27 protein-coding genes are annotated in these 26,658 nt (G+C 70.9%); 19 read left to right on the forward strand and 8 right to left on the reverse strand.

Annotation, left to right across the window (positions count from 1 at the left end; genetic code table 11):
• From VSH64_RS47105 to VSH64_RS47125, 5 genes are read left to right on the forward strand one after another with little or no spacing between them, the layout of a single operon-like run.
• Positions 1-1,302, forward strand: a complete 1,302-nt coding sequence (locus VSH64_RS47105; protein ID WP_326569229.1) for an enolase C-terminal domain-like protein — start codon at positions 1-3, stop codon at positions 1,300-1,302.
• A complete protein-coding gene (locus tag VSH64_RS47110; protein ID WP_326569230.1) occupies positions 1,299-2,057 on the forward strand; it encodes an SDR family NAD(P)-dependent oxidoreductase in 759 nt (252 codons plus the stop codon). The genes VSH64_RS47105 and VSH64_RS47110 overlap by 4 nt, the downstream gene beginning before the upstream one ends.
• A gap of 31 nt (positions 2,058-2,088) precedes the next feature.
• Positions 2,089-3,135, forward strand: a complete 1,047-nt coding sequence (locus VSH64_RS47115) for a sugar ABC transporter substrate-binding protein (protein ID WP_407655613.1) — start codon at positions 2,089-2,091, stop codon at positions 3,133-3,135.
• The gene (locus tag VSH64_RS47120) at positions 3,132-4,655 is read left to right on the forward strand and encodes a sugar ABC transporter ATP-binding protein (protein WP_326569231.1); all 1,524 of its coding nucleotides are present in this window, start codon (positions 3,132-3,134) and stop codon (positions 4,653-4,655) included. Before VSH64_RS47115 ends, VSH64_RS47120 begins: the two co-directional genes overlap by 4 nt.
• A complete protein-coding gene (locus VSH64_RS47125) occupies positions 4,648-5,664 on the forward strand; it encodes an ABC transporter permease (RefSeq protein WP_285969598.1) in 1,017 nt (338 codons plus the stop codon). Before VSH64_RS47120 ends, VSH64_RS47125 begins: the two co-directional genes overlap by 8 nt.
• 104 nt (positions 5,665-5,768) lie before the next feature.
• Here VSH64_RS47125 and VSH64_RS47130 read toward each other — a convergent pair whose 3' ends face one another.
• Positions 5,769-6,494: a FadR/GntR family transcriptional regulator gene (locus tag VSH64_RS47130; RefSeq protein ID WP_326569232.1), complete on the reverse strand. Its 726-nt coding sequence runs from the start codon at positions 6,492-6,494 to the stop codon at positions 5,769-5,771.
• A gap of 80 nt (positions 6,495-6,574) precedes the next feature.
• On the opposite strand from VSH64_RS47130, the gene VSH64_RS47135 reads away from it, so the two are divergent.
• Genes VSH64_RS47135 through VSH64_RS47145 form a run of 3 tightly spaced genes read left to right on the forward strand, consistent with a single transcriptional unit; the run spans position 6,575 to position 8,720 of the window.
• Complete coding sequence (locus VSH64_RS47135; protein ID WP_326569233.1) at positions 6,575-6,913, forward strand: L-rhamnose mutarotase; 339 nt, start codon at positions 6,575-6,577, stop codon at positions 6,911-6,913.
• Positions 6,910-7,890, forward strand: a complete 981-nt coding sequence (locus VSH64_RS47140) for an aldo/keto reductase (RefSeq protein WP_326569234.1) — start codon at positions 6,910-6,912, stop codon at positions 7,888-7,890. Before VSH64_RS47135 ends, VSH64_RS47140 begins: the two co-directional genes overlap by 4 nt.
• Complete coding sequence (locus tag VSH64_RS47145; protein WP_326569235.1) at positions 7,887-8,720, forward strand: amidohydrolase family protein; 834 nt, start codon at positions 7,887-7,889, stop codon at positions 8,718-8,720. The genes VSH64_RS47140 and VSH64_RS47145 overlap by 4 nt, the downstream gene beginning before the upstream one ends.
• On the opposite strand, the gene shbA is transcribed toward VSH64_RS47145, so the two are convergent.
• From shbA to VSH64_RS47165, 4 genes are all read right to left on the reverse strand, one after another.
• The gene (gene shbA / locus VSH64_RS47150; protein WP_326569236.1) at positions 8,717-9,382 is read right to left on the reverse strand and encodes an RNA polymerase sigma factor ShbA; all 666 of its coding nucleotides are present in this window, start codon (positions 9,380-9,382) and stop codon (positions 8,717-8,719) included. The two genes, VSH64_RS47145 and shbA, sit on opposite strands and share 4 nt — an antisense overlap.
• A gap of 253 nt (positions 9,383-9,635) precedes the next feature.
• A complete protein-coding gene (locus VSH64_RS47155) occupies positions 9,636-9,941 on the reverse strand; it encodes a DUF202 domain-containing protein (RefSeq protein ID WP_326569237.1) in 306 nt (101 codons plus the stop codon).
• Positions 9,938-10,306, reverse strand: coding sequence for a YidH family protein (locus VSH64_RS47160; RefSeq protein ID WP_326569238.1), 369 nt, complete (start codon positions 10,304-10,306; stop codon positions 9,938-9,940). The genes VSH64_RS47155 and VSH64_RS47160 overlap by 4 nt, the downstream gene beginning before the upstream one ends.
• An 11-nt stretch (positions 10,307-10,317) precedes the next feature.
• Positions 10,318-10,806, reverse strand: a complete 489-nt coding sequence (locus tag VSH64_RS47165) for a GtrA family protein (RefSeq protein WP_326569239.1) — start codon at positions 10,804-10,806, stop codon at positions 10,318-10,320.
• Positions 10,807-11,101: 295 nt separating this feature from the next.
• On the opposite strand from VSH64_RS47165, the gene VSH64_RS47170 reads away from it, so the two are divergent.
• Positions 11,102-11,398: a HesB/IscA family protein gene (locus tag VSH64_RS47170; protein WP_285969590.1), complete on the forward strand. Its 297-nt coding sequence runs from the start codon at positions 11,102-11,104 to the stop codon at positions 11,396-11,398.
• A 965-nt stretch (positions 11,399-12,363) separates the two neighbouring features.
• Here VSH64_RS47170 and VSH64_RS47175 read toward each other — a convergent pair.
• The 3 genes from VSH64_RS47175 to VSH64_RS47185 are packed head-to-tail and all read right to left on the reverse strand — an operon-like array spanning position 12,364 to position 16,541.
• Positions 12,364-13,485: a glycerate kinase gene (locus tag VSH64_RS47175; protein WP_326569240.1), complete on the reverse strand. Its 1,122-nt coding sequence runs from the start codon at positions 13,483-13,485 to the stop codon at positions 12,364-12,366.
• Positions 13,482-14,438 carry a 2-hydroxyacid dehydrogenase gene (locus VSH64_RS47180; RefSeq protein ID WP_326569241.1) on the reverse strand — a complete coding sequence of 319 codons (957 nt, stop codon included), beginning with the start codon at positions 14,436-14,438 and terminating at the stop codon, positions 13,482-13,484. Before VSH64_RS47180 ends, VSH64_RS47175 begins: the two co-directional genes overlap by 4 nt.
• A 30-nt stretch (positions 14,439-14,468) precedes the next feature.
• Positions 14,469-16,541, reverse strand: a complete 2,073-nt coding sequence (locus VSH64_RS47185; RefSeq protein ID WP_326569242.1) for an alpha-galactosidase — start codon at positions 16,539-16,541, stop codon at positions 14,469-14,471.
• A gap of 76 nt (positions 16,542-16,617) precedes the next feature.
• Between VSH64_RS47185 and VSH64_RS47190 the strand changes: the two genes are divergently transcribed.
• The 10 genes from VSH64_RS47190 (at position 16,618) to pcaG (ending at position 26,650) form a co-directional block, all read left to right on the forward strand.
• Positions 16,618-17,817 carry an ROK family protein gene (locus VSH64_RS47190; protein ID WP_326569243.1) on the forward strand — a complete coding sequence of 400 codons (1,200 nt, stop codon included), beginning with the start codon at positions 16,618-16,620 and terminating at the stop codon, positions 17,815-17,817.
• 11 nt (positions 17,818-17,828) lie between these two features.
• Positions 17,829-19,115, forward strand: a complete 1,287-nt coding sequence (locus VSH64_RS47195) for an ABC transporter substrate-binding protein (RefSeq protein WP_326569244.1) — start codon at positions 17,829-17,831, stop codon at positions 19,113-19,115.
• 1 nt (position 19,116) lies between these two features.
• Positions 19,117-20,082, forward strand: coding sequence for a carbohydrate ABC transporter permease (locus tag VSH64_RS47200; protein ID WP_326569245.1), 966 nt, complete (start codon positions 19,117-19,119; stop codon positions 20,080-20,082).
• A gap of 1 nt (position 20,083) precedes the next feature.
• Positions 20,084-20,962 (forward strand): carbohydrate ABC transporter permease, encoded by an 879-nt coding sequence (locus VSH64_RS47205; RefSeq protein ID WP_326569246.1) that lies wholly within the window; start codon positions 20,084-20,086, stop codon positions 20,960-20,962.
• Between the two features lie 30 nt (positions 20,963-20,992).
• Positions 20,993-22,324 (forward strand): glycoside hydrolase family 27 protein, encoded by a 1,332-nt coding sequence (locus tag VSH64_RS47210; RefSeq protein WP_326569247.1) that lies wholly within the window; start codon positions 20,993-20,995, stop codon positions 22,322-22,324.
• A gap of 215 nt (positions 22,325-22,539) precedes the next feature.
• Positions 22,540-23,349 (forward strand): CoA transferase subunit A, encoded by an 810-nt coding sequence (locus VSH64_RS47215; RefSeq protein ID WP_326569248.1) that lies wholly within the window; start codon positions 22,540-22,542, stop codon positions 23,347-23,349.
• Complete coding sequence (locus VSH64_RS47220) at positions 23,346-24,101, forward strand: CoA-transferase subunit beta (protein ID WP_326569249.1); 756 nt, start codon at positions 23,346-23,348, stop codon at positions 24,099-24,101. Before VSH64_RS47215 ends, VSH64_RS47220 begins: the two co-directional genes overlap by 4 nt.
• Complete coding sequence (locus VSH64_RS47225) at positions 24,098-25,279, forward strand: thiolase family protein (protein WP_326569250.1); 1,182 nt, start codon at positions 24,098-24,100, stop codon at positions 25,277-25,279. The genes VSH64_RS47220 and VSH64_RS47225 overlap by 4 nt, the downstream gene beginning before the upstream one ends.
• An 82-nt stretch (positions 25,280-25,361) precedes the next feature.
• Positions 25,362-26,096 carry a protocatechuate 3,4-dioxygenase subunit beta gene (pcaH, locus tag VSH64_RS47230; RefSeq protein ID WP_326569251.1) on the forward strand — a complete coding sequence of 245 codons (735 nt, stop codon included), beginning with the start codon at positions 25,362-25,364 and terminating at the stop codon, positions 26,094-26,096.
• Positions 26,096-26,650 (forward strand): protocatechuate 3,4-dioxygenase subunit alpha, encoded by a 555-nt coding sequence (gene pcaG / locus VSH64_RS47235; RefSeq protein WP_326569252.1) that lies wholly within the window; start codon positions 26,096-26,098, stop codon positions 26,648-26,650. The genes pcaH and pcaG overlap by 1 nt, the downstream gene beginning before the upstream one ends.
• Positions 26,651-26,658: the final 8 nt, after the last annotated feature.

Below are 26,658 nucleotides of genomic sequence, written 5' to 3' on the forward strand. Positions count from 1 at the left end.
ATGGCGAAGATCATCGGCATGGAGGTGCTCGACGTCCGGTTCCCGACCTCGCGGGAGCTCGACGGCTCGGACGCCATGAACCCCGATCCCGACTACTCGGCCGCCTACGTCGAGCTGCACACCGACGGCGGGCCCGACGGCTACGGCCTGGCCTTCACCATCGGCCGCGGCAACGACGTGCAGGCCGCCGCGATCCGCGCGCTCGCCCCGCACGTGGTCGGCCGTGACGTGCCCGAGGACGCGCAGGCGCTCGGTCAGCTCTCGCGCGACCTCATCGGCGATTCGCAGTTCCGCTGGCTGGGTCCGGAAAAGGGCGTGGCGCACATGGCGATCGGCGCGGTGGTGAACGCCGCGTGGGACCTCGCCGCGCGCCGCGCCGACCTGCCGCTGTGGAAGTTCGCCGCGCGCATGACCCCGGAAGAACTCGTGTCGCTGGTGGACTTCCGCTACCTGTCCGACGCGTTGACCGAGCAGGAAGCGCTCGACATCCTGCGCGCCGCCGAACCCGGCCGGGCAGAACGCATCGCGAAGATCGAGGCCGACGGTTATCGCGCGTACAGCACGTCGCCGGGCTGGCTCGGCTACTCCGACGCGAAGCTGGTGCGCCTGGCCGAACAGGCCGTGGCCGACGGCTTCGAGATGATCAAGCTGAAGGTCGGCGGCAACCTGGAAGACGACGTGCGCCGCATGAAGCTGGCGCGCGAGACGGTGGGCGCGGACATCCGCGTGGCCGTGGACGCCAACCAGCGCTGGGACGTGGCCACGGCCGTGTCCTGGATGACCGAGCTCGCGCCGTTCGACCCGTACTGGATCGAAGAACCGACCTCACCCGACGACGTGCTGGGCCACGCGGCCATCGCCAAGGCACTGGCGCCGATCAAGGTCGCCACCGGGGAGCACGTGCAGAACCGCGTGGTGTTCAAGCAGCTGCTGCAGGCGGGCGCGATCGACGTGCTGCAGCTCGACGCCGCGCGCGTCGGCGGCGTGAACGAGAACCTCGCGATCCTGTTGCTGGCGGCCAAGTTCGGCGTGCCGGTGTGCCCGCACGCCGGCGGCGTCGGCCTGTGCGAGCTGGTGCGGCACCTGTCGATGTTCGACTTCGTGGCCGTGTCCGGCGACGACACCGACCGCACCATCGAGTGGGTCGACCACCTGCACGAGCACTTCACCGACCCGGCCGTGGTGCGCGACGGCCGGTACCTGGCCCCGGCCGCACCCGGGTTCTCGGCGCGGATGCACGACGCGACCCTGCGCCGGTTCCGCTTCCCGGACGGTCCAGAGTGGACGGAGGACGCCCAGTGAGCGAGTACGGCGGATTGGTGGCCGTGGTCACCGGTGGCGCTTCGGGAATCGGCTTGGCCACGGCCCTGCTGATGGCCGAACGCGGCGCGACGGTGGCCGTGCTCGACCTCAAGACCGACGACGTGCCGGAGCCCCTCACCGGGTTCCGCTGCGACGTGACGGCCGACGCGGAGGTCCGCGCCGCGATCGACGCCGTCGCCGAGCGCTTCGGCCGGATCGACGTGCTGGTGAACAACGCCGGCATCGGCGCGGCCGGCGACGTCTCGGACAACAGCGACGACGAGTGGCACCGCGTGTACGACGTGAACGTGGTCGGCATGGTCCGCGTCACGCGCGCCGCGCTGCCGCACCTGAAGGCCTCGCCCTCGGCGGCCGTGGTCAACACGTGCTCGATCGCCGCGTGGGCCGGCCTGCCGCAGCGCGCGCTGTACTCCGCGACCAAGGGCGCGGTGCTGTCGCTCACGCTCGCGATGGCCACCGACCACCTGCCCGACGCCATCCGCGTGAACTGCGTGTGCCCCGGCACCGCGGACACGCCGTGGGTCGGGCGCCTCCTCGACGCGGCGCCCGACCCGGCCGCCGAACGCGCGGCACTGGCCGCGCGTCAGCCGATGGGCCGGCTCGTGACCGCCGACGAGGTCGCGAGCGCCATCACCTACCTCGCCAGCCCGCTGTCCGCGTCGACCACCGGCACCGCGCTCGCGGTCGACGGCGGCATGCACGGCCTGCGTCCGCGGGGACCTGTGCAGAACTAGTGCCCGTTTGCATGTCATCAAGGAGGATGCGGTGCGTACGAAGGTGATCCGGCTGGCCGCCGCGGCGGCCGCCTGCGGTTTGGTTCTGACCGCGTGCGGGTCCACGAAGGACAAACCGGCCGCGTCGGCCGGCGGCGGTGGCGACACCGGCGGCAAGGTCGGGGCCACGCTGCCGCTGCTGACCTCGCCGTTCTGGCAGGCCTACAACAACTACGTGCCGCAGATGGCCAAGCAGACCGGGCTCGACGCGTTGCCGACGGTGAACGCCGACAACGACGCGGCGAAGCTCATCACCGACATCGGCACGCTGCTCAACCAGGGCGTGAAGGGCCTCGTGGTGACGCCGATCGACTCGGCCGCGATCGTGGCCGGGCTCAAGCAGGCCGAGAACAAGAACGTGCCGGTGGTCGCGGTCGACGTCGCGCCCGAGAGCGGCAAGGTCGCGATGGTCGTGCGCGCCGACAACAAGGCGTACGGCACCAAGGCGTGCGAGGAGATCGGCAAGCGCGTGAAGAGCGGCAAGGTCGTGCAGGTGATGGGTGACCTCGCCTCGGTCAACGGCCGCGACCGCTCGGCGGCGTTCCGCGACTGCATGAAGCAGAAGTACCCGGACATCAAGGTGCTGGAGATCGCGGCGGAGTGGAAGGCCGACAAGGCTTCTTCCGGCCTCGACAGCCTGCTCACCGCCAACCCGGACATCAAGGGCGTGTACATGCAGGCCGGCGGCGTGTACCTCGCGCCGACCGAGCAGGCGCTCAAGCGCAAGAACCTGTTCTTCCCCACCAGCGACCCGCGCCACGTGGTGCTGGTGAGCAACGACGGCATCCCGCAGGAGCTCGCGGCGATCCGCGCGGGCGAGCTCGACGCCACCGTGTCGCAGCCGGCCGACGCCTACGCCAAGTACGGCATGTACTGGCTCAAGAAGGCCATGGCGGGGGAGAAGTTCCAGCCCGGCCCGACCGACCACGGCTCCACCATCGTGGAGATCAGCCCCGGCATCCTCGAGGACCAGCTGCCGGCCCCGGTCGTGACGAAGGACAACGTGGACGACAAGGCTCTGTGGGGGAACAACCTGTGAGCGCGCCCGCCCCCGAGACGGCCGCGCCGGTGGTGAGTGCCCGCGGCGTCGGCAAGCGCTACGGGCCCACCGTGGCCCTGCACGACGTGAGCCTCACCGTGCACGCCGGCGAGTCCCACGCGCTGGTCGGCCGCAACGGGGCGGGCAAGTCCACGCTCGTGTCGATCCTCACCGGACTGTCCCTTCCGGACACCGGGAGCGTCGAGTTCGGCGGTTTGCCCGCGCCGCCACTGTCCAAACAGGACTACTGGAAGGCGCACGTGGCGTGCGTGTACCAGCACGCCATGGTGGTGCCGCAGCTGACCGTGGCCGAAAACCTGTTCCTCAACCGGCAGGCGCGCGGCGGGTTCGCGATCGGCTGGCGCAAGCTGCGCAAGCAGGCCCGCGAGCTGCTCGACTCGTGGGACGTCCGCGTGGACGTGGACACGCAGGCGAGCGATCTTTCGGTGGAGGACCGGCAGTTCGTGGAGATCGCCCGCGCGCTGAGCTACGGCGCGCGGTTCATCGTGCTCGACGAGCCGACGGCCCAGCTCGACAGCCAGGCCATCGAGCGGCTCTTCGAGCGCATGCGCCAGATGCAGCGCAGTGGCGTCACGTTCCTGTTCATCTCCCACCACCTGCACGAGGTGTACGAGGTGTGCCAGGCCGTGACGGTGCTGCGCGACGCGAAGCACGTGCTCACCGCGCCGGTCGCCGAGGTCAGTCGGCCGCAGTTGGTCGACGCCATGACCGGTGAGCAGGGCGGGCTGTCCGTGCGCGACGCGGCGAGCCGCGACCCGCTGGCCGTGGACGCCGCCGAGGTGCTCACCGTCGACGCGCTGTCCGGGGAAGGCTTCCACGACGTGTCGCTGCGGGTGCACCGCGGCGAGGTCGTGGGGCTGGCCGGCAGCAACGCGAGCGGCAAGCACCAGGTGGCCGAGACCGTGTACGGGCTGCGCTCGCCCTCGGCGGGAACCGTGGCGGTGGACGGGAAACCGCTGCCGCCCGGCGACATCCCGGCCGCGGTGCACGCCGGCATCGGCTGTGTGCCGCGGGATCGCCACCACGAGGGTCTGGTGCTGGAGCACTCGATCATGGACAACACCACGCTGTCGGTGCTCGACCGCATGGGCCCGGCCGGGTTCGCCTCGCCGAAGGCGCGCCACGACCGCGGGGCCCGCGCGCTGGCCGCGTTCGACATCGTGGCGGCCGGGCCGGAACAGCCGGTGGCCGACCTGTCCGGCGGCAACCAGCAGAAGGTGGTGCTGGCCCGGGCGCTGGAGAGCGACCCGCGGGTGGTCGTGCTGATCAACCCCACCGCGGGCGTGGACGTGAAGTCGAAGGAGGCCCTGCTCGCGGTCGTCGACCGCGTGCGAGCCGTGGGCAAGGCCGTGCTGATCGTGAGCGACGAGCTCGACGACCTGCGCCTGGCCGACCGGGTGCTGGTGCTGCGCGCCGGTGCCGTCGTCGCCGAACACCAGGCCGGCTGGTCCGACGGAGACCTCGTGGCCGACATCGAAGGAGTCGGGCTCCATGACTGAGCTGATGAGCGATCCGCAGACGGCGCTGCCCGCGGCGCCCCCGAAACGCCGCAAGTCGCTGTGGCTGCGCGAGCTGGCGCTGCTGCCGGCGCTCGTGGTCGTGTTCGTGATCGGCGGGCTGATCAGCGACTCGTTCTTCACGTTCGACAACGTGATCAGCATCCTCTCGGCCGCCGCCGCGCTGTCGCTGGTGGTGCTGGGCGAGTCGCTGGTGCTGCTGACCGGCAAGTTCGACCTGTCCCTGGAATCGACCATGGGCATCGCGCCGGCGATCGGCGCCATGCTGGTGATCCCGGCGACGTCCTCGGGCTTCGGCACGGGCTGGCCGGCGGCGCTGGGCCTGCTCGCGATCCCCGTGGTCGGCGCGCTGATCGGTTTCGTGAACGGCTTCCTGATCGTGAAGCTCAAGCTCAACGCGTTCATCGTCACGCTGGCGATGCTCACAGTGCTGCGCGGCACGCAGATCGGCTCCACCAACGGCAAGACGCTGTTCGACCAGCTCGACGCGTTCACGGCCCTGGCGACCACGACCTTCGCCGGGCTGCCGATGTCGGTGTGGCTCGCCGCGGTGCTGTTCCTGCTGTTCGGGCTCGGCCTGCGCTACCACCGTGTCGGCCGGTCGCTCTACGCGATCGGCGGCAACCGCGAGGCCGCGCGGGCGGCGGGCATCCGCGTGGACCGCATCTCGTGGGCGGTGTTCATCGTGGCCGGCGTGCTGGCCGCGATCGGCGGCCTGGCCTACACCGGTTACGTCGGCGCGCTCGGCGCCGACCAGGGTGACGGCCTGATCCTGCAGGTCTTCGCCGCGGCGGTGATCGGCGGCGTCTCGCTCGACGGCGGCAAGGGCACGCTCGTCGGGGCCCTGACCGGGGTGCTGCTCCTGCAGTCGGTGGACAGCCTGCTGCGCATCGCGCAGGTACCGGCGGAATGGCTGAAGGCGATCTACGGCGGCATCATCCTGATCGCCCTGATCATCAGCCGCTACGCCGGCGGAAAGCCGCAGACCTGATCGGCGCGTGGGCCGTGATCATCCGACCTTCTCGCCGTTCGGTGAAGGACGCCTCGAGGGATTTCGCTCCCCTGAAGGCGTCCTTCACCGATCGTGCGACGCGGTTACGACGCGGCAGCGGCCGGTTCGGCGTCGGGCGGCTCGGCCTCGTCGGTCTGCGTCAGCGTGCTGCGCAGCCACTGCTCCACCCCGGCCACGTGCACCGTGGCCCACGACCGCGCCAGCTCCGGTTCGTGGGCGGCGATGGCCTCGTAGATGGCCGTGTGCTGCTCACGCGTGCGGGCCACCGCGCCTTCCTGTGTGAGGCCACGCCAGATCCTGGCTCGTGCCGTGGGCCCGGAGAGGCTGTCGAGCAGCGAGCACAGCACGGGGTTGCCGGAGCCGTCGGCGATCTTGCGGTGGAACTGCAGGTCGTTGGCCACCAGGGCCTCGACCGTGGGGGCGTCGGCCAGCTCGTCGAGCAGGGCGCCGAGCTCGGTGATGTCGTCCTCGCTCATGTGCAGCGCGGCCAGCGCCGTGGCGGCCGGCTCGAGGATGCGGCGCACGGCCAGGAAGTCGAGCACGGTGTCGTCGCGGTGGAAGTCGACCACGAACGTCATGGCGTCGAGCAGCAGGTTGGGCTCGAGGCTGGTCACGTACGTGCCGTCGCCCTGGCGCACGTCGAGCACCCTGATCAGGCACAACGCCTTCACGGCTTCACGCAGGGAGCTGCGCGAGAGCCCCAGCCGCTGGGCGAGCTCGGCCTCCTTCGGCAGCCGGTCGCCCGGTGCGAGCTCCCCCGAGATGATCATGTCCTTGATCTTGTCGATCGCGACATCGGTGACGGGCATCCAGACCGCCCTCCCTCAAGAGACCTCGGATGTTTCGGTGTTCTGAACACAGAGTGCCACGTAACCCGGCAGGAGGAACCATGACCCACGGCCCGACACCACAAAGTGTCGCTTTGCGCACTCGGCTCAAACCGGGTCAGGAGGCCGCCTACGAATCCGTGCACGCCGTGATCCCGCCCGAACTCGACACCGCGCTGCGCCGCGCCGGCGTGCGCACGTGGCGGATCTGGCGCAGCGGCCTCGACCTGTTCCACTTCGTGGAGGTCGACGACTTCGACGCGATGAAGGCCGCCCTCGCTGACGATCCCGCCGACATCGAGTGGCAGATCCGCATCAACGAGCTGCTCGACACCGCCGATGACCGCAACAGCACCTCGGCCGGCCTCGGGCTCGTCTGGGAACTTCCGGTGAAGGAGTGAACGTGAAGCTCTCCCCGCTGGGGCTCGGCGGCGCGCAGCTGGGCAACCTCTACCACGCGATCGACGACGACACGGCCGCCGCGACCGTGCGCCGCGCGTGGGACGAGGGCATCCGCTACTTCGACACGGCCCCGCACTACGGTCTCGGCCTCTCGGAACGCCGGCTCGGCCGGGCGCTGGCGGCCTACCCGCGCGAGGAGTACGTGCTCTCCACCAAGGTTGGCCGCGTGCTCGAACCGCACGCGGCGGCGCCCGGCGAGCGCGACGACCAGGGCTTCGACGTGCCCGCCACCTACCGGCGGCGCTGGGACTTCGGCCGCGACGGCGTGCTGCGGTCGCTGGAATCGAGCCTCGAGCGGCTCGGGCTCGACCGCGTGGACATCGTGTACGTGCACGACCCCGACGACCACTTCGACGAGGCCGTGGCCGGCGCGTTCCCGGCATTACTGGAACTGCGGGACCAGGGTGTGGTCGGCGCGGTCGGGGCCGGGATGAACCAGACGCCGATGCTCACCGAGTTCGTACGCCGCTTCGACCTCGACCACGTACTCATGGCCGGGCGGTACACGCTGCTCAACCAGCCGGCGCTCGACGACCTGCTGCCGCTGTGCCGCGAGCGCGGGGTCGGCGTGGTGGCGGGCGGGGTGTTCAACGCGGGCATCCTCGCCACCGCCGAGCCGGGCGCGATCTACGACTACGCGGCGGCGCCGGCCGAGCTCGTGGCCAAGGCCCGACGGATCGCGGAGATCTGCGCCCGCCACGGGGTGGAGCTGCCCGAGGCCGCGCTCGCGTTGCCGGCTTCGCACCCGGCCGTGGTCTCGGTGGTCGTCGGCGCGCACGACGCCGGGCAGGTGGCGGTGAACGCGCGCCGCGCGGCGAAGGTCGTGCCCGCCGTACTGTGGACCGACCTCGTCGACGCCGGGCTGCTGCGCGCGGACGCCGTCGGCCGGCCCGTGACCTCTGGAGGACCGCAGTGATCGACGCCCACCACCACCTGTGGGACCCGGCGCGCCGTGACTACGCGTGGCTCGACGGCGCGCCGATGGACCCGATCCGCCGTCCGTACACAGTGGACGATCTGCGCACGGTGACGCACGCGGCCGGCGTGCACGCCACCGTGCTGGTGCAGACGCTGGCGGACGTCGGCGAGACCGAGGAGTTCCTGGCCACGGCGGCCGCCGAACCGGTGATCGCCGGCGTGGTGGGCTGGGTGGACCTCACGGCCCCCGACGTCGCCGATCAGCTCGCGCGGCTCAAGGAGCTCGGGCCGCTCGTGGGCATCCGCCACCAGGTCGAGGACGAGGCCGACCCCGAGTGGCTGCTGCGCCCGGACGTGCTGCGCGGCCTGGCCGCCGTCGGCGCGGCCGGGCTGGTGTACGACCTGCTGGTGGCGCCCGCGCAGGTGGCGTCGGCGCGCAAGGTGGCCGAGCAGCTGCCCGAGCTGCGGCTGGTGCTCGACCACGCCGCCAAGCCGGGGATCGCGGCGGGGGAGTGGCAGCCGTGGGCCGACGGCATCGCTTCGCTCGGCGCGCGCGACAACGTGGCGTGCAAGCTCTCCGGGCTCGTCACGGAGGCGGACTGGCAGCAGTGGAAGATCGGGCACCTGCGCCGCTACGCCGACCACGTGTTCACGTCGTTCGGCTCCGACCGCGTGCTCTTCGGCACCGACTGGCCGGTGTGCGAGCTGGCGGCGGCCTACGAGGTCGTGCTCGACGCGGCGATGTCGCTCACGGGCCCGCTCACGGACCCCGAACGGCTCGACGTCTTCGAGTACACGGCGAAGCGGGTGTACGCGCTGGAGTTCTAGAACTCCTCGCCCTTGACCATGTCACGCAGCTTCGTGAGCGCGCGGTGCTGCGTCACGCGGACGTTGCCGGCGGAGATCCCGAGCGTCTCGGCGGTCTCGTTGGCGCTCAGGCCCACGATGATGCGCAGCGTGAGGATCTCCTGCTGCAGCGGCGCGAGGCGGGTGAGCATCTCCTGCAGGCGGGTGCCGAGGTCGAGCCGCAGCGCATACGACTCGGGCTCGTTGCCCACCAGCGGCCGCTCCGGCAGCTCGGGCACCGGCTCGGACCGGTCCCGCGCGACGGCGCGGTAGGCGTCGGCGACCTTGTTGGCCGCGATCGCGTGCACGAGGTAGAGGAAGGAACCGCCGCGGTCCTGGTAGTCGGGCAGGGCCTTCAGCACGGCCATGCTCACGTCCTGGGCCACGTCGTCGGCCGAGAGGTAGGACAGGTCGCGGCCGCCCATGCGGGCCCGGCAGTAGCGGGCCACCACGGGCCGCAGCACGTGGAGCAGTTCGGTGATCGCGCGCTGGTCCCCCCGGCCCGCGGCGACCACGAGCGGGTCGAGGTCTTCCTTGGTCAGCCGGCCCGCGGGCCTGGGCAACGTCTCGGGCGTGACATAGCCTGGGACGTCGCCTTCGTCGGCGGCTGCTTCCGTGCGGGATGTCTTCGACGGTGCTGTCATGGTCGTCTCCCCGGCGACCCTGCGACCGTCGCGGTCTTGGGGTCAACACTCTGTGATGTTGCGGTCGCAGCTACCCCCGGATGATCGAGTGCTCACTGCTTCCGTTGCGACGCTCCGTAACCTTATGCGGCTCGCGGGCCGACAGTCCAGATTTCAACTACGAATACCCCGTTAGCAGCAGTGGTCTTGATAAAATCGAGACCAGTCAACGCACAGTACGAATCGCTGCTCGCAGGATGTGCGGACTGTCCACTCAGTACGTCACCAAGAGTGACACGGCCGTAGCGCAACAGAGGGTGGCCACCACTGCGGGTAGAACGGGTTTCAGTGCGGGCGGTTCGGGGTCGTCGCGCAGTGATCGCTCCCGGTGTCGGCCGGCCATCGCCAGTGCCACCGCGGTGAGGCTCGCGAGCACCGCCGGGAGGATGTCCCAGGCGCCTTCGGTGCGCAACGCGGCGGCCAGCAGCAGTACCGCGCAGGCCGTGGCGGACAAGGCGGTTCGCCGCCACGCGAGGCCCGTGCGTTCCGGCTGCGCGCCGTTCGCGAAGGGCCGGCTCACGTCACGATCACCAGGACCACGGCGGCCGCCATCAGCAGGAACACGCCGACGGTGAGCACGATGACCAGCGCACTGCGCGGCAGCGGCTGCCCGGCGCGCATGGCGATCTGCACCCGCCGCCAGCGCGGGTAGGCGCCGGCCGCGAGCACCGCGGCGAGCACCACGCACAGTCCGGTGAGGACAGTGCTCATCACGACGGGCGTCGGCACGAGCTGGTGCACGGCGACACCGCCCGCGATCAAGCCCAGCGAGGTGCGCAGCCAGGCGAGGAAGGTGCGCTCGTTGGCGAGGGTGAAGCGGTAGTCCGGTTCACTGCCGCCCGAATGGGGACCGATGCCCGGCGGCTCGGTCTGCTCTTCCGACACGGTTCGGGAGATTAGTCGTGTTCGGGCGCGGGTGTCGCGGGCTTGTCGTGGGCGAACACCCACCAGCGCAGCACGGCGAACCGCACGACCCCGCCGACGAAGCTCGCGGCCAGCAGGCTCGCGGTCTCGTCCCACGCGGTCGGGTTGCTGACCACGGCGTCGAGGGTGGCCAGCACGATCGAGCCGTAACCGGCGTAGAAGACGAAGGTGAGGAAATCCTGCAGGTGGCGCTGGCCGGCCTTGCTCGCGCGCCCGGCGAACGTGACGCGGCGGTGGAATTCGGTGTTGCCGACCGTGGTGAGCGCGATGGCCACCAGGTTCGCCCACTGCGAGCCGAACTCCGGACGCAGGGCCACGAACAGCAGTGCCTGCAGGCCCGTGGTCACGCCACCGGCGACGAGGTACCACGCGGCGTGTCCGCCGAGCTCGTGGTCCTCGTGGTGACGCTGCGGGTCCCGGTGGAAAAGCGGCGGCCGGGGCGTCCACCTGGTGGTGGTCATGATCCTGACGCTACCTCTGCTTCACAAACTTGTGAACCTGTTGAACCCGATGAAGACTTGTGATCCCGCTGACAGACACACCAGGTTCAGCCTCCGCCGCGCGTGGTCTATTCCGTGTTCTTCGGTGATCGCGCGCACGCGCGCCCGCGACTGGGCAGAACGGCGGCTTTTCAAACGTCCTTGTGAGCGGTCCCACGGCAACCCGGCCCGCGCGCCGCTCACACTGCGCAGCCGAAGAGGCGCCCCTAGCGTGAAAACCCATCGCATCCGACCGCGACGAAGGGAAGGCCGAAAGATGCTGACCGTGACCGAAGCCGCCGCCGAGGCGATCTCCGCACTGACCGCCCAACAAGGCGCCGAGGAGAGCGGACTGCGGTTCGCGCTCCAGAGCGTGCAGGAAGGCGAGGGCGCCCAGCTCGCGCTCTCCGTCGCCCCCTCCCCCCAAGACGGCGACCGCGTAGTGGGCACCGACGCCGGCGCGAAGGTCTTCCTCGAACCCCAAGCCGCCGCCCTCCTGGACGACAAGGTCCTGGACGTGCAGCAGGATGAGACGGGCGATGTAGCCTTCGCCGTCCTTCCCCAGCAAAGCTGAGTACGGGCGGCTTCGGCTGTATTTTTGGCGTCGGCTCCGCCGCCGCGTGCGAGATCGCCCCAAGCCGGTTTCTTCTCGACCGATGCGGTCGGCCCGGGGGGCCGCCCACATCGGTCGAGAAGAAACCGGCGCGATCTCGCGGTGGGGTCGCCTCGGAACCTGGCCCGTGTAGGCGGGCGGTCGGGCGGGGCGAGTTCGCTGGCGTGGGTGCACGGTAATTCGGGCGCGTGGTGCTGGGGCTTTGGCGTCGGCTCCGGCTTGGGGCGATCTCGCCGCAGGCTCGCTCCTGTCTGCTCGACATCGGCGGACTGGGCCTGGCCCGTTAGGTGGGCGGCCCGGGTGGGGTGAGTTCGCTGGCGTGGGTGCGCAGTAGTTCGGCCGCGTGGTGCGGAATCTTTGGTGCCGGCGCCGGTTTGGGGCGAGATCGCCGCAAGCCGGCTCCTTCCTGCTCGGCCTGGGGCCTGGCCCGCCTCGGCAACGCCCTCGCCTCGGCAACGCCCTCGCCTCGGCAACGCCCTCGCCTCGGCAACGCCCCCGCCCTCCTCTGGGGGGACTGCCCTGTTCCAGTTTACCGAGGTCAGGGGCCCGAAAACGCCCGGCGACGAATCTGTGGACAACTTCGCCGGCGACGGCCTCCCTGTGGATAACTCCGGTGAACGCCGCTGCCAGGGCATCAGCACCGTCGGCGCGAGCCGGCCCAGGCACTCGCGAACCGCGGCCTGTTCGCCAGCTAGGCGGCCCGGCTGGGGCGAGTTCGCTCGCGTGGGCGCGTAGCAGCTCGGCCGTTGGCGCAGAGTCCTTGTCGCCGGCTCGACCGGCATCCCTCACTATCAGGTGACCACTGCGCGAGATCGCGCCGGTTTCTTCGTGGTCGGCGTGGGCGGCCCCCCGGGGCCGACCATGTCGGCCACGAAGGAGCCGGCTTGGGGCGATCTCGCCGCCCCGCCGGAGGCGGGGCAGAAAATTCAGCTCAACCAGGTGCGGACCAGCGCGCCGGCGCGGGCGCGGAGGAGTTCGGCGGCGTGGGTGCGGGCGTGGTCGAGGGAGGGGGCGTGGTCGATGAGGGCGCTGCTGCCGATCACGCCGAGGCCGGCGAGGTCGGCGGCGTCGAGTTGGATGCGGCCGGCGAGGACCATGAGGGGCACGCCCGCGCGGCCCGCGCGGGCGGCGATGCCGGCCGGGGCTTTGCCGGCGAGGCTTTGGGAGTCGAGGGAGCCTTCGCCGGTGATCACGAGGTCGGCGCCGGCCAGGGCGGTGTCCACGCCGGTGAGGCCGGCGATGAGGTCGAAGCCCGAGGCGACCTTCGCGCCGAGGCCCGCGATGGCGCCGCCCGCGACACCGCCGCCGGCGCCCGCGCCCGGGACGGCGGAGACGTCCGCGCAGCCGACGTTGACCAGGGCCTGGGCCCAGCGGCCGAGCGCCGTGTCGAGTTCCTCGACCTCCTGTGGCCGCGCGCCCTTCTGCGGGCCGAACACCGCCGCGGCGCCGTTCGGGCCGACGAGCGGGTTGGTCACGTCCGTGGCGACCGTGACCTCGACCGAGCCGAGCCGTTCGCGCGCCGGGGTCAGTTCGACCTTGGCCACGCGGGAGAGCGTGCCGCCGCCGAGGCCGATCGGGGCGTCGAAGGGGTCGAACACGCCCGCGCCGAGGGCGGCGAGCATGCCGGCGCCGCCGTCGGTGCTCGCGGTGCCGCCGACGGTGAGTACGAGCCGCGAAGCACCGCGGGACAGCGCGTCGGCGAGGAGTTCGCCGACGCCCCAGGTGTGTGCGGCCAGCGCGGTTTCCGGCGTCGGGTCCACGAACTCGATGCCGCACGCGCGGGCCGACTCGATGTAGGCCGTGCCGTCGAGCACCACGTACCGCGCGTCCACGTGCTCCTCGAGCGGGCCGCGCACCGAGAGCCGCACGAGCCGGCCGCCCGCGTTCTCCAGCACCTCGAGCGTGCCTTCGCCACCGTCGGCGACCGGGCAGGCGGCGATGTCGGCGTCGGGCAGCGCGTCGCGCACTCCGAGGGCGATGGCCTCGGCCGCGGCGACCGCGGTGAGGCTGCCCTTGAACTTGTCCGGGGCGATGACGACACGAGTCACGGTGCTACCTCCGTCAGAGGGGCTTCCCCGGTGAGTACCGAGGTCACGTTTCGGGCGGCCAGCACGGCCATCGCGGTGCGCGTCTCCACGGTCGCCGAGCCCAGGTGCGGGGTGAGCACCACGTCGTCGCGCGTGAGCAGCCGCGGCTCGACCTCCGGTTCGCGCTCGAACACGTCCAGCGCGGCGCCCGCGATCTCGCCGGCTTCGAGCGCGTCGGCCAGCGCCGCCTCGTCGACGACCGGGCCGCGGGTGGTGTTCACCAGGTACGCGCCGGGTTTCATGGCGCGCAGCGCGGCCGCGTCGATCAAGTGGCGCGTCTCCGGCGTGAGCGGGCAGTGCAGCGACACGAAGTCCGACTGCTTCAGCAGCTCGTCGAAGGACACGAACTCGCCGTCGAAGTCCGGTTTCGCCGACCGTCCCGAGTAGACGGTGCGCAGCCCGAACGCCGCCCCACGGGTGGCCATCGCGCGCCCGATCTGCCCGAGCCCGACGATGCCGAGCGTTTTGCCCTGCAGCCCCGAACCCAGCAGGAAGCCCAGGTGGAACGACCACGGCTCGCGGTCGCGCAGCAGCCGTTCGCCTTCGCCGAGCCGGCGCGTGACAGCCAGCAGCAGCCCGAACGCCAGGTCGGCCGTCGCGTCGGTGAGCACGCCGGGGGTGTTGGTCACGGTGACGCCGCGTTCGCTCAGCGCCGGCACGTCGAGGTTGTCGTAACCCACGGCCACGTTCGCCACCACGGCCAGCTGCGGTCCGGCGGCCTCGGCCACCTCGCCGTCGACCCGGTCGTGCAGCATCGCGACGATCGCCGAAGCCCCCGCCACGAACGACCGCAGCTCCTCGGGCGTGAGCGGCCGGTCGAGGTCGGACATCCGCACCTCGCCCGCCTCGGCGAGCACCTTCACCGCGTCGTCGGGGATCCAGCGGGTCACGGCGATGATCGGGCGAGCGGGCATGACCGGCAGCCTAGTGGGCCGACGGCCCCGCTAGCGAGGCTCGCGCCGCAGCCGCACGAGCCTGCTCGCGGGACCGGTGCCGGGCAACTCGAGCGGCAGGCCGTGGGTGAGCAGCACCGCGCCGTGGTGCACGCAGCCGGTTTCCGCATCGCGGTAGCGCGCGGCCGGGTCGAGGCCGTGCAGCACCGGGGTGACGATCGGGCGGCCGTGGTCGTGCGGGCGCCGCACGAAGAGCACCACGACGTCTTCGCCGAGCACGAACTGCGTCGCGGTGAGCGGGGAGACGGCCGGGTCGGCCAGGCGGTGGGCCTCGCCGTGCTGCACCACGGGCCGGATCTCCTTGTAGAGCGCCACGAGCTCGGCCGTGCGCCGCAGCTCGTCCGCGGTCCACTTCGTGAGGTCACCGCCGAGGCCGAGCACGCCGGCCATCGCCACGTGGAAGCGGAACTCGAGCGGGGCTTCGCGGCCGGTGAGCGGGTTCGGGCTGTCGGTGACCCACGCGGCCATCGCGCCCGCGGGCAGCAGCTGCGAGAAGCCGTGCTGGATCTTCACGCGGTCGGCCGCGTCGGTGTTGTCCGAGGCCCAGATCTCGTCGGTGCGCGCGAGGATGCCGAGGTCCGTGCGCCCGCCGCCGCCCGCGCACGCCTGGATCCGCAGCGCCGGGTGGTCGGCGCGCAGCCGGTCGAGCACGCCGTAGACCGCGCGCACGTGGTCGACCCAGATCCGGCTCGGGCCGGCCTCGGTGAACGCGCGGTTCATGTCCCACTTGAGGTAGTCGATGCCGTGCTCGGCCACGAGTCCGTGCAGCCACTTGTGCGCCCAGTCGGCGACTTCCGGCCGGCCGAAGTCGAGCACGAGCTGGTTGCGCAGCGTCGTGCGTTCGCGGTGCGGCATGTGCAGCACCCAGTCCGGGTGCGCGCGGTAGAGCTCGCTGTCGGGGTTCACCATCTCCGGTTCGACCCACAGCCCGAAGCCCATGCCGAGCCGGTGCACCTCCGCCACGAGCGGCCCGAGCCCGGACGGGAACCGGGAGCGGTTCACGGTCCAGTCGCCGAGGCCCGCGGTGTCGCCGGTGCGCGCACCGAACCAGCCGTCGTCCACCACGAACAGCTCGGCGCCGGCCTCCGCGGCGATCGCGGCGAGCTTGAGCTGGCCGGCTTCGTCGACGTCCCAGCCCGTGGCCTCCCACGAGTTGTAGACGACCGGGCGCAGCTCGCCGGCGTGCGGCTGCACGTGCTCGCGTACGTAGGTGTGCCACTTCCGGCTCGCCCCGCCGAATCCGTCGGCCGTGTAGAGCCCGGCGAACACCGGCGTCTCCCAGGTCCCGCCGGGTTCGAGGCGCCACTGCACCCCTTCGTGGCCGAAGCCGCCGGTCCACGTCACGCGGCCGGTGTGCGAGCGCTCCACGGTGATCCGCCAGCTGCCGCTCCACGCCAGCGCGGAACTCCAGACCTCGCCGCGGGTTTCGGTCGCCGTGCCGTCGTCGAGCAGCACCCACGGCTGGGCCTGGTGGCTCGACACCCCGCGCCGGCTGGTGAGTGTGGTCTCGCCGACCGGCAGGTTTTCGCGCAACAGCCCGGCTTCCGCGCTCCACGCGCCGGTGGTGTGCGAGACCCGGTAGGCGTCGCGGCGGGGCAGCGTCCAGGCCGCGGAATCGGTGCGCAGCAGACAGATCGGCTCGGTTCCGGTGTTGTGCAGAACCACGTGCCGCTGCACGACGTCACCACGGAGGCCGTAGTGCAGCTCGGCTACGAGGCCGTAGTGCCGATCCGCCAGGCGCACCACCAGGTCGTCGGACGCGTCGTGCCCGGCGTAGGCCCACTCCACGGCCTGCGTGCCGTCCGCGAACCGCACCGACAGCCCGGCCACGCCGAAGAACGCGCCGCCCTCGGTCGCCAGCTCGGCCCGGTCGTCGTACGGCTCGTCGAAGCTCGAGTCCACGGGGTTGGCCCGGCGCGCGATCTGCGTGGCCTGCTCCAGCGTGAGCGGCGGGCCCCAGTGCACGTGCCGCGGGCGGTCGGCTTCGTCGAGCCGGAAGGCGTACGCCGACTCCCGGGTTCGCAGCAGCCACAGCCGGTGATCGGCGTCGAATTCCACGGACATGGATCAGAGCGTAGGGATGACCAGCGGAAAAATAAATTCTTGACGAAGTTAATTTATCCGTCGTACGGTTCCGCGCATGCCACGCAGTGCACCGGCAAGGGCGCCGATCACGAGTCCCGCCGCGGCCACCGTGTTCACCACGGTGCTGACCCAGGGTCCGGTCAGCCGCGTGGACGTCGCCCGCCGCACGGGCCTGTCGTCCGCCGCGGTGACCAAGGCCGCGCGCCCCTTCATCGAAGCCGGCTACCTCGAAGAGCTCGCCTCGGCCGAGCGCACCGCACCCGGTGCCGGCCGTCCCGCGAGCCCGCTCGCCATCCGGCCCGACCGCGAGTACTTCATCGGCGTCAAGATCACCGGCGACGACCTGATCGGCGTGGTCACCGACCTGCAGGCCCAGATCCGCGTGGCCAAGCACCACCCGCTGACCAGCCACGACGTGGACCACGTGGTGCGCGCGCTCGTCGACCTCGTCGCCGAGCTGCTGGCCGGCTCGGCGCCCGACGGCGCCACCAGCTACCGCGACCGGGCCTACTGCCTGGGGGTCGCGGTGTCCGGCGACGTCGACCGCGACTCCGGCCTCGTGCGCTACTCGCCCTTCCTCGGCTGGCGCGACGTACCGCTGGCCGAGCTGCTGGAGGAGAGCACCGGCCTCGCGACCACTCTCGAAAACGACGTGAAAGCGCTCACCGTGGCCGAGCAGTGGTTCGGCGAAGGCGTCGGCGCCGCGTCGTTCGCGCTGGTCACCGTGGGCACGGGCATAGGGAGCGCGCTCGTGCTCGACGGCCGGCTCGTGGGCGGCGCCCACGGCGTGGCCGGCGAGATCGGGCACGTGCCGGTGGCCGGCATGGGCGCCGACGGCCCGGCGTGTCACTGCGGCGGCACCGGCTGCGTGGAGGCGATCGCGTCGACCGAGGCGATCGTCGCGAGCGCGCGCCGGGCCGCGGGCGACCCGGAGCTGACGCTCGACGAAGCCGTCGCGCGGGCGCGGGCCGGCGACGAGCCGCTGCGGGCGGTGTTCGCGACCGCGGGCCACGCGATCGGGCTCGGGCTGGCCGCGCTCGTCAACCTCTTCGGCCCGGAACGGGTCGTGGTCTCGGGCGAGGGCGTGGCCACCTACGACCTGTTCGAGGAACAGATCCGCCGCACGTTCGCGGAGCAGGCCTTCGGCAGCGCTGCCCGGTGCGGCCTGGTGATCCGGCCGCTGCCGTTCGAGGAATGGGCACGGGGCGCCGCCGCTGTCGCCGTTCAGAGTCTTTTCGTGTCCGACCGCTTGTGAGGAGAAGTCACATGGCCCTGTCCCCATCGTTGTCGCGCAGGAGCTTCCTCGTCGGCTCCGTGCTGTTCGCCGGGGGAGCCGCCCTGGCCGGCTGCACTTCCGACCCGTTGAACAAGAACTCCGGTGCCGCCGGCGGGGCGAAGGTCACGCTCAACCAGTGGTACCACGCGTACGGCGAGTCGGGCACGCAGCAGGCGGTGCAGCGCTACGCGCAGGAGTTCACCAAAGCCAACCCGGACATCGCGATCAAGGTCAGCTGGATCGCCGGCGACTACGAGACCAAGCTCAACTCGGCGATGCTCACCGCCGACGCGCCCGACCTCTTCGAGATCGGCGATTTCCGGTACCAGAACGTGAAGAACGGCCTGCTGGCCCCGCTCGACGACATCGTCGACCCGGTGAAGGGCGACTTCTCCCAGGCCGCGCTGGACACCGCGACCGTCGAGGGCAAGATCTACGGCGTCAAGACGATCGACGACGTGATGATGCTGTACTACCGCAAGAGCGTGCTGGCCGCGGCCGGCGTGAAGCCGCCGACCACGTTCGCCGAACTGCTCGACGCAACGCGCAAGCTCACCACCGGCAAGCAGAAGGGTCTCTACGTCGGCACCGACGGCGTCGGCGAGGCTGCCACGCTGCTGCTGTGGTCCTCCGGCGCCGACTTCTTCGACGCGAGCGGCAAGAAGGTCGCCTTCGCCACGCCCGAGGCCGTCGCCGCGATCGCGGGCCTCAAGCAGCTGCACGACACCGGTGGCCTGCTGCAGGGTTACCCCACGGACTGGTCCGACCCCGGCGCGTTCTCCGACAGCGCCACCGCGATGCAGTGGGGCGGCCTGTGGTCGCTGCCGGACATCAAGAAGGCCCTCGGCGACGACTTCGGCGTGGTGCCGTGGCCGAAGTTCGGTGACGCCGGGCGCCAGGTCGCGCGCGTCGGCGGCTGGTACCAGCTGGCCAACGCGAAGAGCAAGAACCTCGACGCCGCCAAGAAGTTCGTCAACTGGCTGTGGATCCAGCAGGCGGATCTGCAGAAGGACTGGTGCGTGAAGTACGGCTTCCACATCCCGGCGCGCAAGGAGGTCGCGGCTCAGACCACCGAGTTCTCGACCGGCGCGGCCAAGGACGCCGTCACGATCTTGCAGCAGAACGGGCTTTCGTACTCCGGGCTGTGGAACAAGGCGTCGGCGACGCTGTTCCTGCAGGCCGCCACGAAGATCGCCAACGGCCAGGCCGATCCCGCCGCCGAGCTCGGCGACGCGGCGAAGAAGGCCCAGGCCGAAGTCGACAAGCAGCTCGCCTGACATGGCGGTCTCGGCACCGGCGGCGCTGCCGCCCAAGACGGTGGCGGCGCCGGTGAACCGGCGCCGCCGCAAGGCGGACTGGCGCGCGATCGGCGCGTTCACCCTGCTCACCGCCCCGGTGGTGATCGGGCTCGGCGTGTTCAAGTACGTCGCCATCGCGTGGAGCTTCCTGCTCTCGTTCAACGACGCGCGCGGCACGATCTCGCTCGGCAAGTGGATCGGGCTCGACAACTACACGTTCCTGCTGAGCGACTCCGCGTTCCGTGACTCGCTGCTGATCATCGCGCTGTTCACGGTGTTCATCGTGCCGGTCACGTTCGCGGCGTCGCTCGGCCTGGCCGTGCTGGTGAACAGCATCCGCCGCGGCAAGGCGTTCTTCCGCACGGTGTTCCTGATCCCGGGCGCGGTGTCCTACGTGGTCGCCGCGCTGGTGTGGAAGATGGCGCTGTTCAACGGTCTGCCCTCGGGCGTGGCCAACGTGATCGGCGGCCTGTTCGGCGCCGACCCGGTGCCGTGGCTGTCGGAGACGAGCCCGCCGGTGTACTGGATCGCCGTGGTCACGCTGCGGCTGTGGCTGCAGGTCGGGCTGTACATGATCCTGTTCCTCGCGGGTCTGCAGGCGATCTCGCCTTCGCTGTATGAAGCGGGTGAGCTCGACGGCACGTCGAAGTGGCAGGCCTTCCGCTACATCACGCTGCCGCAGCTGCGCAACACGTCGGTGGCGGTGCTGCTGCTCATCCTCATCGCGGCGTTCCAGGCGTTCGACGAGTTCTACAACCTGTTCGGCACGGGCCTTTCCGGCACGGCGACCGCGCCGGTGAAGCCGCCGCTGGTGTACCTCTACGACTCCGCGCTGGGCGACCAGAACTACGGCGTCGGTTCCGCGGGTGCGTTCGTGCTCACCGTGGTCATCGTGTTGATCACGCTGCTGCAGGGCAAGCTCGTGGGCTTCGGGAAGAAGGACTGACATGGCCGTGCTGACTGCCGCCGGCACCGACGCCCCGGCGCGCGTGCGGGACCGCTCGACCGGCTGGGGCAAGTTCCCGAAGTACCTGCTGGCCACCGTGCTCGTGCTGATCTTCCTGCTGCCGTTCTACATCATGGTGCGCAACGCCCTGATGACCCGCGCGCAGGTGACCTCGCCCGACTGGTCGTGGCTGCCCGACCCGCTGTCGTGGGTGAACTTCGGCGCGCTGTTCGGCGACCCGTCGGTGCCGATGGCCCACGCGCTGCTCAACTCGTTCGTGATCGCGATCATCACCGCGCCGGTGGGCACCATGTTCGGCTCGATGGCGGGCTACGCGCTGGCCCGCATCGACGTGCCGGGCCGGCGCGCGGTGTTCACCTACGTGCTGGTCACGCTGATGATCCCGCAGTCGGTCACGTTCGTGCCGACGTTCGTGGTCGTGGGCGCCATGGGCGGGGTGAACACGGAGTGGGGCATCATCGCGCCCAACCTGTTCAGCGCGTTCACCGTGATCCTCTTCCGCAACTTCTACCTGCGGTTCCCGGCGGAGATCGAGGAGGCGGGCCGGCTCGACGGCCTCGGCTACCTCGGGGTGTACCGCCGGCTCGTGCTGCCCAACTCCGGCAGCATGATCGCCTCGCTCGGCGCGCTGATGTTCATCGAGAGCTGGAACTCCTTCCTGTGGCCGCTGGTCATCGGGCAGGACCCGTCGTCGTGGACGGCCCAGATCGCGCTCTCGACCTTCCTCACCGCGCAGACGATCAACCTGCCCGCCCTGTTCGCCGGCGCGCTCGTGACCATCGCCCCGCTCGTGGCCATGTTCCTGGTGGCGCAACGGTTCATCGTCCGCGGCATCGCGGCGAGCGGGATGAAGGAGTAACTCCCCTTTCCCTTGCAAGGAGCGTGACCGATGAAGTCCACACTCCGTCGACTGTGGACGGTGGCCGCCGCCGTTCTCGTCCTGACCGGTGCCCTCGCCGTGCCCTCGGCGCAGGCCAAGACCACGTTCGTGACGCCGTTCATGGGCTGGAGCAGCTGGAGCGTGCAGTCCTCCACCCGCCCGACGTACGGCACGAGCTGGCTGGTCGACTCGCACATCCGCGACGCGGCCGACGCGGTGTCGGCCAAGCTCAAGTCGGCCGGCTACACGAACATCAACCTCGACGCGGGCTGGAACGCGAACTTCGACTGGGTGTTCCACAGTGACGCCAACGGGATCGCCGACCCGGACCCGGGCCGGTTCCCGAACGGCATCGCGCCGCTGGCCTCGTACGTGCACGGGCTGGGCCTGAAGATCGGCCTGTACGCGGCGACCGGGCTCGACAAAGAGGTGTACGACAAGAACGCGCCGATCGTCGGCACGTCGTGCCACACGCGCGACATCGTGGTGCTGCCGCTCACGCCGTCGAACATGTGGGGCGGCAACTGGAAGGTCGACTACGCCAACCCGTGTGCGCAGGCCTACTTCGACTCCGTGGTGGCGAAGTTCGCCTCCTGGGGCGTCGACTTCCTGAAGGTGGACGGCACCACGGCGGACAACGTGCCCGACATCGCGGCCTGGTCGAAGGCGATCGACCACTCGGGCCGCGCGATGTGGCTCACGGCCAGCGCTTGGCCGGTACCGCGCGAGGCGGGGCCGGGGCTGGCGCCGTACGCGAACAGCGTGCGCGTGGACACCGACGTGGAGTGCTACTGCGGCACGGTCTCTTCGTGGGACAGCTCGGTGAAGAAGCGCTGGGACGACCTGCCGGCGTGGCAGGGCGTGTTCGACGCGGGCTACCGGCCGGACCTGGACTCGATGCCGATCTCGAACAACACCGGCAGCGGGATCCAGGACGGGCTCACCGACGCCGAGCGGCAGAGCGTGATGACGTTCTGGTCGATGGCTTCTTCGCCGCTGTACGTGGGCGGTGACGTGTACTTCCTCGACGACTCGGCCGTGCGGATCCTCACCAACCCCGAGGTGATCTCCGTCGACCGGTCGGGCACGTATCCGACGCGGGTCACGAGCGGCACGTCGCAGGTGTGGCAGAAGCAGCTGCCCGGCGGGAAGCGGGCGGTGGCGGTCTACAACCTCGGTTCGTCGTCCGCGAACGTCTCGGTGAGCTTCTCGGCGCTCGGGCTGTCGGGTTCGCACGCGGTGCGCGACCTGGTGGCACGGACGGATCTGGGCTCGTTCTCGGGCTCGTGGACGGCGACGGCGGTGCCGGCCCACGGGTCGAGGTTGATCACGGTCGGCTGAATCTCGCGACTGGCCCCTCCCCGGAAGTTGTTGGGGGAGGGGCCTTTTCGCGTTTCCGGCCGAATTGTCGGGGGCGTCTGGCAGCTTGGAGCTCTCGCCTCGGACCGGTCGATCGTGGTATGTTCATATCAAGAACTTGTGTGCGCGATCCGAACAAATGCCCTCTGAGGCTGACCGGCGGCCGCACGCACGACCGGGACTAGGAAAGGCTCGCGATGGCTAGGGTGCTGTCGCTCGGCGAAGCGATCGCCGAGCTGGTGCACGACGGGGACACCGTCGCGCTCGAGGGGTTCACGCACCTCATCCCGGTCGAGGCCGGGCACGAGATCATCCGGCAGGGGCGCAAGAACCTCACGCTGGTGCGGATGACCCCCGACATCGTCTACGACCAGCTGATCGGCGCGGGCTGCGCGAGCAAGCTGATCTTCTCCTGGGGCGGCAACCCCGGGGTGGGGTCGCTGCACCGGTTCCGCGATGCCGTGCAGCACAGCTGGCCGGTGCCGCTGGAGATCGAGGAGCACAGCCACGCGGGTATGGCCAACCGCTACGTCGCCGGTGCGTCCGGGCTGCCGTTCGCGGTGCTGCGCGGCTACACGGGCACCGACCTGCCGGCGCAGACCGACACGATCAAGCCGATCACCTGCCCGTTCACCGGTGAGCAGCTCACCGCGGTCCCGGCGCTGAACCCCGACGTCACGATCGTGCACGCGCAGCGCGCCGACCGCGCGGGCAACGTGCAGATCTGGGGCATCGCCGGCGTGCAGAAGGAAGCGGTGCTGGCGGCGAAGCGGTCGCTGGTCACCGTGGAAGAGGTCGTCGACGAGCTGGAGCCGCGGCCGGGCGCGCTGGTGCTGCCCACGTGGGCCGTCACCGCCGTCGCCGAGGTGCCGGGTGGTGCGAAGCCGTCGTACGCGGCGGGTTACTACGAGCGCGACAACTCGGCCTACCAGGCGTGGGACGAGATCGGGCGCGACCGCGACGAGTTCACCAAGTGGCTGACCGAGCTGACCGGGGTGAAGGCATGAGCGAGTACACCGCCGACGAGATGATGAGCATCGCCGCGGCGCGCGCGCTCGGCGAGGGCATGTCCTGCTTCGTGGGCATCGGCCTGCCGAGCACCGCGGCCAACCTGGCCCGGCGCACCCACGCGCCGAACCTCACGCTGATCTACGAATCGGGCTGCCTGGGCGCGAAGCCGACCCGGCTGCCGCTCTCGATCGGCGACGGCGAGCTGGCCGACACGGCCGACGCCGTGGTGAGCGTGCCCGAGGTCTTCAACTACTGGCTGCAGCCGGGCCGCATCGACGTCGGGTTCCTCGGCGCCGCGCAGCTCGACAAGTTCGGCAACATCAACACCACCGTGATCGGGTCCGACTACCACGACCCGAAGGTGCGCCTGCCGGGCGCGGGTGGCGCGCCGGAGATCGCCGCCTCCTGCAAGGAGGTGTTCATCGTGCTGCGCCAGAGCCCGCGCGCGTTCGTGGACAAGGTCGACTTCATCACTTCGTTCGGCCACGGCACGGGCAAGGGCGACCGCGAGAAGCTCGGCCTGCGCGGTGCGGGCCCCACGCTGGTGGTCACCGATCTCGGCCTGATGCGGCCCGACCCCGACACGGCCGAGCTCACGCTCACCGAGGTGCACCCCGGTATCGAGGTCGAGCAGGTCGTCGCGGCCACGGGGTGGAAACTGAAGGTGGCGGCGGACCTGAAGACCACCCCGGCGCCCACGGACGAAGAACTGACCCTGCTCCGCTCTCTGAAGAAGGCCGGCGAATGAGCGACGTATTCCTGTTCGACGCGATCCGTACCCCGTTCGGCCGCCACGGCGGCGCGCTGGCGAAGGTGCGTCCCGACGACCTGGCGGCCACCGTGCTGAAGTCGCTGGCCGAACGCAATGACCTCGACCCGGCCACCGTCGACGAGGTGCTGCTGGGCGACGCCAACGGTGCCGGTGAGGACAACCGCAACGTGGCGCGCATGGCCACGCTGCTCGCGGGCTGGCCGGTCACCGTGCCGGGCGGCACGCTCAACCGCCTGTGCGGCTCGGGCCTCGACGCCGTGATGCAGGCCAGCCGCACGATCCAGGTCGGCGACGCGTCGCTGATCGCCGCCGGCGGCGTGGAGTCGATGAGCCGCTCGCCGCTGGTCATGGCCAAGCCGGACAAGGCGTTCCCGTTCGCCAACCAGACGCTGTACAACTCGGCGCTGGGCTGGCGCATGGTGAACCCGGCCATGCCGGAGGAGTACGTGATCTCCAACGGCGACTCCACCGAGTACCTCGCCGAGCGCTACGGCATCAGCCGCGAAGAGCAGGACGAGTTCGCGGTGCGCAGCCACGTCAACGCCGCTCGTGCGTGGGACGAAGGCTTCTACGACAACCACGTGGTGCCGGTCGAGGGTGTCGAGCTCACCCGCGACGAGGGCATTCGACCCGACTCGACGCTCGAGAAGCTGGCGAAGCTGAAGCCGGCGTTCAAGCGCGACGGCGGCACCGTGACGGCGGGCAACTCGTCGCCGATCAACGACGGCGCTTCGGCGGTGCTGCTGGGTGACGAAGCCGCGGGCAAGCGGCTGGGCAAGGCGCCGCTGGCGCGCATCGCCGGCCGGGGCGCGGCGGGTGTCGAGCCGAACATCTTCGGTGTCGGCCCGGTGCGGGCGGCCGAGATCGCGCTCGAGCGCGCCGGCATCGGCTGGGGCGACGTGGGGGCCGTCGAGCTCAACGAGGCGTTCGCGGCGCAGTCGCTGGCGTGCCTCAAGGACTGGAAGGAGCTCGACCCCGAGCTCATGAACGTGCACGGTGGGGCCATCGCGATCGGGCACCCGCTCGGCGCGTCGGGCGGCCGGATCCTCGGCACGCTCGCGTACCGCCTGCAGCAGACGGGTGCGCGCTACGGCGTGGCCGCGATCTGCATCGGCGTGGGCCAGGGCCTCGCCGTCGTCCTCGAACGGCAGTGACCAGGTCCGCCTGAGCCGCTCGTCCCGCACACCGCAGATCCCACCCACGAACCGGATTTCACCGACCGGATACGGAGGAACCGTGGCCGCTCCCACCGATCTCCGCCTGCCCCGCTACCCGCGGGAGCCGGAGGGCACCAACGCTCCGCTCGACTTCGACGGCTACAACTCCACGAAGCTGCGGCACCCGTCGCAGCCGCTCGTGCTGCTGCCGCAGATGCTCACCGAGGTCACCGGGCCACTGCTCGGCCCGGGCCGCCTGGGCGAGCTCGACCACGACCTCACCCGCCAGCACGACGGCGAGCCGCAGGGCCAGCGCATCATCGTGAGCGGCCGGCTGCTCGACGGCGACGGGCGCCCGATCCGCAACTCGCTCGTCGAGATCTGGCAGGCCAACGCCGGCGGGCGCTACCGCCACACCGGCGACCGGTGGCCCTCGCCGCTCGACCCGAACTTCGACGGACTCGGCCGCGCGCTGACCGACGACGACGGGCGCTACGAGTTCACCACGATCAAGCCCGGCGCGTACCCGTGGAAGAACCACGACAACGCCTGGCGTCCCGCGCACATCCACTTCTCCGTGTTCGGCTCGGCGTTCACGCAGCGGCTGGTCACGCAGATGTACTTCCCGGACGACCCGCTGTTCTACCAGGACCCGATCTTCAACTCGATCCCCGACGAGAAGGCCCGCAACCGCATGATCTCGCGCTTCAACCTGGAGCGCACCGTGCCGGAGTGGGCGATGGCGTTCGACTTCGACATCGTCGTGCGGGGCAGTGAGCAGTCGGTGTTCGAGGACGAGGAGGACGAGGACTGATGGGCGAGCAGCTCACCACACCGTCGCAGACCGTCGGGCCGTACCTGTCGATCGGGTTGCCGTGGGAGGACGGGCCGTTCGTGGTGCCCGACGGCACCGAGGGCGCGTTCTGGATCCGCGGCACGGTGACCGACGGCGCCGGCGCGCTCGTGCCCGACGCGATGATCGAGACCTGGCAGGCCGACCCGCAGGGCGGGTTCGACCACCCGGACGACCCGCGCGGGCGCGCCGAGTCGGGTTTCCGCGCGTTCGGCCGGTGCCCCACCGACGAGAACGGCGAGTTCCGCATCCTCACGCTGCTGCCGGGTGTGCTGCCCGGTGAGCAGGGTTCGCAGCAGGCGCGCCACATCGACGTGTCGGTGTTCGCGCGCGGTCTGCTCAACCGCGTGGTCACGCGGATCTACTTCGAGGACCAGGACAATTCGGCCGACGCGGTGCTGGCGAGCGTGCCGGCCGAGCGGCGCGACACGCTCGTGGCGAAGAAGACCGAAGACGGCTACCGGTTCGACGTGCGGCTGCAGGGCGAAGGCGAGACGGTGTTCTTCCAGCTCTGATCGGTCCG

This window comes from Amycolatopsis rhabdoformis (assembly GCF_035918295.1).
GTDB classification, from domain to species: domain Bacteria; phylum Actinomycetota; class Actinomycetes; order Mycobacteriales; family Pseudonocardiaceae; genus Amycolatopsis; species Amycolatopsis rhabdoformis.